Origin of the sequence: Ureaplasma zalophigenitalium (assembly GCF_025780055.1) — a bacterium.
Taxonomy (GTDB): Bacteria; Bacillota_I; Bacilli_A; order Mycoplasmatales; family Mycoplasmoidaceae; genus Ureaplasma; species Ureaplasma zalophigenitalium.
Window position 1 is genome coordinate 1 of record NZ_JAOXHJ010000010.1, and the last position, 5,394, is coordinate 5,394.

4 protein-coding genes are annotated in these 5,394 nt (G+C 29.3%); all 4 read right to left on the minus strand.

Going from position 1 to position 5,394, the window contains the following annotated elements; genetic code table 4:
- Nucleotides 1-1,162: site-specific DNA-methyltransferase (locus OF365_RS03080; protein WP_263818156.1), on the minus strand; the 1,162-nt coding region annotated here is incomplete at its 3' end.
- Complete coding sequence (locus OF365_RS03085) at nt 1,162-1,527, minus strand: type III restriction endonuclease subunit M (RefSeq protein WP_263818153.1); 366 nt, start codon at nt 1,525-1,527, stop codon at nt 1,162-1,164. The genes OF365_RS03080 and OF365_RS03085, both read right to left, overlap by 1 nt.
- A 425-nt stretch (nt 1,528-1,952) precedes the next feature.
- Entirely contained in the window at nt 1,953-4,373 is a 2,421-nt protein-coding gene (locus tag OF365_RS03090; RefSeq protein ID WP_263818154.1) for a DEAD/DEAH box helicase family protein, read from the minus strand.
- On the minus strand, nt 4,360-5,394 hold a 1,035-nt coding region (locus OF365_RS03095), incomplete at its 5' end, for a DNA methyltransferase (RefSeq protein ID WP_263818155.1). The genes OF365_RS03090 and OF365_RS03095, both read right to left, overlap by 14 nt.

Sequence of the window (5,394 nt, forward strand, 5' to 3'; positions counted from 1 at the left end):
ACTTTTTAACTTTAAAAACGTTTAAATTACTTAGATATGGAAGATGTTTCTCTGCTCATTTAAAACTTTCATTTTTTGTGCCCTTCCCATGATTGATCCGGTATAAACGTTCGTATGTTATTTCATCTCCGATCTTATTTTCATTATTGGTTATTAAGGTATAAGTTCTATTTCCGCCATCTTCTCTGTTTAATTCCATAACAGCATGACCAGTTGTGCCTGAGCCAGCAAAAAAGTCGAGAACACGAGCGTTTTTGTTATCTGTTGCCATTTCGATTAAATATTTGATTAGTTGCATAGGTTTAGGGAAACTAAAAATATTTTTGTTCGAAAAAATATTTTTGATATCCTCACCACCATTTGAAGAATAAAAATCGTCGATAAAATTCTGATATTGTTGCCCCGCTTCTATTTCGACAATTTTATGTGTTTTTGGATCGAATTTAACTTTTTCATATTGTTTTCTGTAAGCAACTCATTCATTATCGCTATTCTTTTTACATTCAATAAAACCTAGTTTTTCACCTTCTAAATATGTTTTATAAGCTCAAGTATAACATCCTGATTCTTTTTTATGTTTATTTACATGCAACTCAAAATAAGTTCCATCTGGTGCTTTAATCGGATAGTCTAAGGACTTTGTATATTGAAAACTTCCTGTCGAACTAGGACGATATAACATAGTTAATTTATAGTAGCCACGATCCTTGAAGTATTCATCTTTATTAACGTACCCCAATTTTTGTAATTGAACTTGATTATGTTTAACGTAATTAAAGTTTTTAATATCATTATTTTTTGAATAAACCAAAATATATTCTGTGTTTTTAACTATTGAATAATTAAAGGAAGTATTGCCTCCGGGTCCTCTTTTCTTGATTCATGTAATCGTAGTAACAAAATTCTCTTCACCAAAAATTTCGTCCATTAAGACTTTTAGATAAGCTTGTTCACTATCATCGATAGACACAAAAATAACTCCATCATCCTTGAGCAGTTCCTTAGCTAAAATTAATCGTTCATTCATCATGTTTAATCAGCCGTTCCGACTGAATTTATCGCGGTAAATAAACTTATTATTGTTGATTTTTAAAGCATCGTTGGCAACAGAATTCCCATCCGAATTTGCTGCTTCTGTATTATAAGGAGGGTCGATGTAAATTACATCGTATTTATAATCGAGCGCAGCTCTCTCTCTCTCTCTCTCTCTATGAGTATTAGATTCTTTAAAGCATCATAGTTCTCCCCAATGATTAAAGCGTTATTGTTTTCTAATGTATTAGTAAATGATCTTTTAGCATCGTATTCAAGCACACTGACGGCTTGTGAATCAATGCTGGGTGCTACATCAAAAACAAAACCCACATTCACTCGTTGGGTTACAAATTTAAAGATATCTAATAATTCTTCTTCATTTTCGACTTGGTTAATAATCTTAATCGCTAATTTCTTTTGTTCGCGATTAAAAACTGTATCTAAAATACTCTTGATTTTTTCAATGTATTGTTGTTTTAACTCTTTTAACATATATACTCCCTATATTTATACTCTAAATAATATTTTAATATATATTCAATACCCTATGATGTTATTTATAATAGCAGGCTTATATCCTCATATTTATTTTTGAGGTTGGAGACATTTAGCACCTAAAAATATGTAATTTTGGGTGCAAGGAGGCGATAAATTTATGGCTTCATTTACTAATAAAATAGAGACCATAATGTCTAAAAAAATGAAGGCGAAATCTTTTGAATAAATGATTTTTATGACTTAGGAACAAAAAAACTATTAAATCTGTTTTGCATAGATTAAATGAAAATAAGGTCATAGTTAGACTCCTTGATGGATTTCAAGTTAACGCATCCAAAAACTTTAACCTAACTAGTAATAAAAAACAAAGATCAGTTTTAACTGTTCCTTGTTTTTTATAAATATCTAAAATAAGTTAATTAGGTAGCGTGGTAGTTTTTCTTAATCGCTGCAAATAAGTCGTTAATTGTGGTGTGATAACCTTTTTGTTTTAATAAAAGTTCGCGTATTCCTAAATGGTTACTATCACCTTCTAGATACATATAATTGTTTTCGTTTCTATCCAAATAAATAACCAATAAAGTTAAGTATTTAATATTTGATGGTTTGATGTTATCATCGTAATTCATTTCATTAATATACTTTTCAAATGCTTCAATGATACCTTCGGTTTTTTGCGTGTCAAAATCATCTTTGCTTTTAATTTCCATAAAGATTTCGTGATCATCATATTTTATTAAAAAATCCGGGTAACTATTTTTGATTTCAAATAAGGTATTTTTGGCATAATATTGGAAATTAATGCCGTGAAAAACAGGGTTTTTACTTCAAATTTGCACGTTTGTGTGTACGTCCTCATGCGCTTGTAAATATTTAAATAATTCTTCACAAAAAGCCTTTTCTGTATAAGAGTCAAAATAATATTCTATTTGGTCTTTAATTGTACTTTTATAAGCGTATTTATCAAGATCAAAAACCATTTTGTGTTTGTCACGCACATACGCATAAATAAGATTTGGTAGAATTTGACGATGCTTCAAAATGTATTCTGGTTGTTGTTGGGTATCTAAAATAGCTGCTAAAGCTTTTTTGTAAAGCTGATGAATATCTTTTTTATAGTATTTAGCAATTATATATCAAAATAAAAGCTCATTGCTGGTGTGTTGCTGTTTTTGCAATCGATCAATAAATCATTGCTCAATGCATGCGATTAGATTAACAGAAAAACAGGCTTTATTTTGTTGTAGAAAATAATCTTTAAATAATTCTAAATGTAAGGAATTCTCAATTTTAGATTCTAAAAGTTTTTTAGTTATACCATCATCCGTTTTTAAATCTGTGGAATGACCAATTAAGTAATTATCTTTTTGGTATTTATTTATTAAAGAATCAAAGTAATCAACAATGTTGTCATACTGTTCATTGAGCAAATTAACAACATCTTTCATAAACATTTGCTCATCCTTAGCTTTTAAATGTGCTTGTTTATTAATTTCACCAGATGTAAAAGCTCAGTTAATATATTGGTTTTTTAATTGGTAAGTACGCACGCCTTTTTCAGGATCATTTTCATTGTGGTTCGAATAAATATAATAATGATTAGAAATGTGTTCTTGTGGTAGTTGTTTGTTAGGGATGGGATTACGTTTAATTCGTCCGATGGTTTGTACACTAAGATTATTAGACGAAACGTTTCTTAATTGCACCAGCATACATGCACGCGGAATATTTCAACCAGTTGCTGGACCAATTTTAAAAATGATTGCTTGAATGGTTGAATTATTACGTGAAAGTTCTTTTAAAGTTATAACTTCACGAGTATTAGCATCTACTTTCTGATCACTAAAATATTGGGCATACTCAATATTATGTTTAGCTAACGTATTTTTAATTTTACTTAGGTTTTCTTCAAAATTAGCTCTTTTTGCTTCATTAATATTTGATGAATCATCAATTTGAATTAACATTGCGGGATTAATCCCTTTTAAATCATCATCCTTAATATATTGTTTGCGAACTTTTTTGTAGGTTTCGCATGCTTTATCTAATAAATCAATATCATCAATTTCATTAATTGCAATCGATTTAACATCATGATTGAAAAAGGGTATTCTTTTAACTAAAGCGATATTGTCATTTAGTAAATCTTTGTCACTTAAAACAACTTGTGGGTAGTTGTTGTTGGGTGTTGCTGACATATGCACTATAAAACAAGCTGCGCGTTGTAATAAAGCGTCGGCACGAACCTCATGTTTTTGACTCATTTTCTTTGCTTTTTGTTGATCATAAATATCATTGAATATAATATTGCGTTTATTAGCTGATCCATAATGAGCTTCATCACGAATATAAATCAGTTCATACCCTTCATATTCGATGGCTGTTATAAATGCGTCTAATTTTCCGTATTCGGTTAATATTTTTTTATTTCCAAAGGTCGATGAACCAAAAACTAACACCTTTTCGTCTTTGAGTTTAATATCATAACTACCATCTTTAGTATTTTTAGCAGTTGTCGATGGTGATTGTAAATATTCGACTTCTAAGTTATTGTTCTCTAAATAATTTTTGTACTCTTTTAAATTATTAGCAAACTGTAATGGTAATTCAGCACTTGATAGTGTCCCGATCATAAAAATTATTTTTTGTTGTGGTTGATAAACTTTTTTATAACTAATGATTTGATCAATTAAGTTAGCAATCATAAAAGTTTTACCAGAGCCAGTCGGCGCTTTAAATTCAACAATTTTATGATGATCAGATTTAGCTTTTTGTTTAATACTTAAATAATGCGTTAATAAATTCTCTACACACTTCTTTTGACTATTACTTAGTTGCATCTTCATTTTCCTCGTAGGGTTGTAGTGCTAATAATTGTCTTAGAATTTTGTTATTATTTACTTCAGCATGCATGATCCCAAAATGTGCCAAAGATTGTTTTAACATCGTTTTGATTATTTCATTAGGATTATTTTGAGCATTAATGGAAATGTTAAATTTTTTAACCTTAAAAACGTTTAAATTGCTTAGATATGGTGAGTTATTTTCTGTTCATTTAAATTTCTCGTCATGTGTTCCCTTACCATGATTAATCCGATATAAACGTTCATATGTGATATTATCACCAATATTATTTTCGTTATTTGTAATTAAAGTATAAGTTCTATTTCCACCATCTTCTCTGTTTAATTCCATAACAGCATGACCTGTGGTACCAGAACCGGCGAAGAAATCAAGAACACGGGCGTTTTTGTTAGGGATTAGATTGATTAGATATTTTAATAATTGGGTAGGTTTGGGATGATCAAATATTTTAGTATTAAAAATTTCTTTTTGCGTTTGTGTTCCTAATGTGTTATGAATTTTACAGATTAAATTTGAGAATTTAGATGTTCTAACTATTTGATTTCCCTTATTATCTACGAATTGATATTGTTTACTATAAACAGAATCATTTTTAAATAGTATAAAATCATTTTCTATTCCCCATTGAACTTTACTTGCTGATCATCTTCACCGCCAGTCTTTCACTGCGTGTTTTCCACTTTGTCTTCTTAATCAATTTTCTTGAGATTTTCCAGGATAATATTTTTTGTCATTATGTTCAATAACATAATCTAGACCACTAGATCAAGTTAGCGATGCCATATCTAACTGTTTTAAAAAATATTTCCCTCTTTCTCTAACATGTTTATCTTCAAATTTATAATTGGAATTTTCATCAACATTTTGCTCTTCTTCATTAAGGAAAATTTTATTGATATTTTTTGCATACACAAGAACATATTCTGTTAAAATTTTTAGTAATTTTGAATCAGAAGCTGACCCAGAATTTTTCTTTTCTCATACTATATTTGCCAC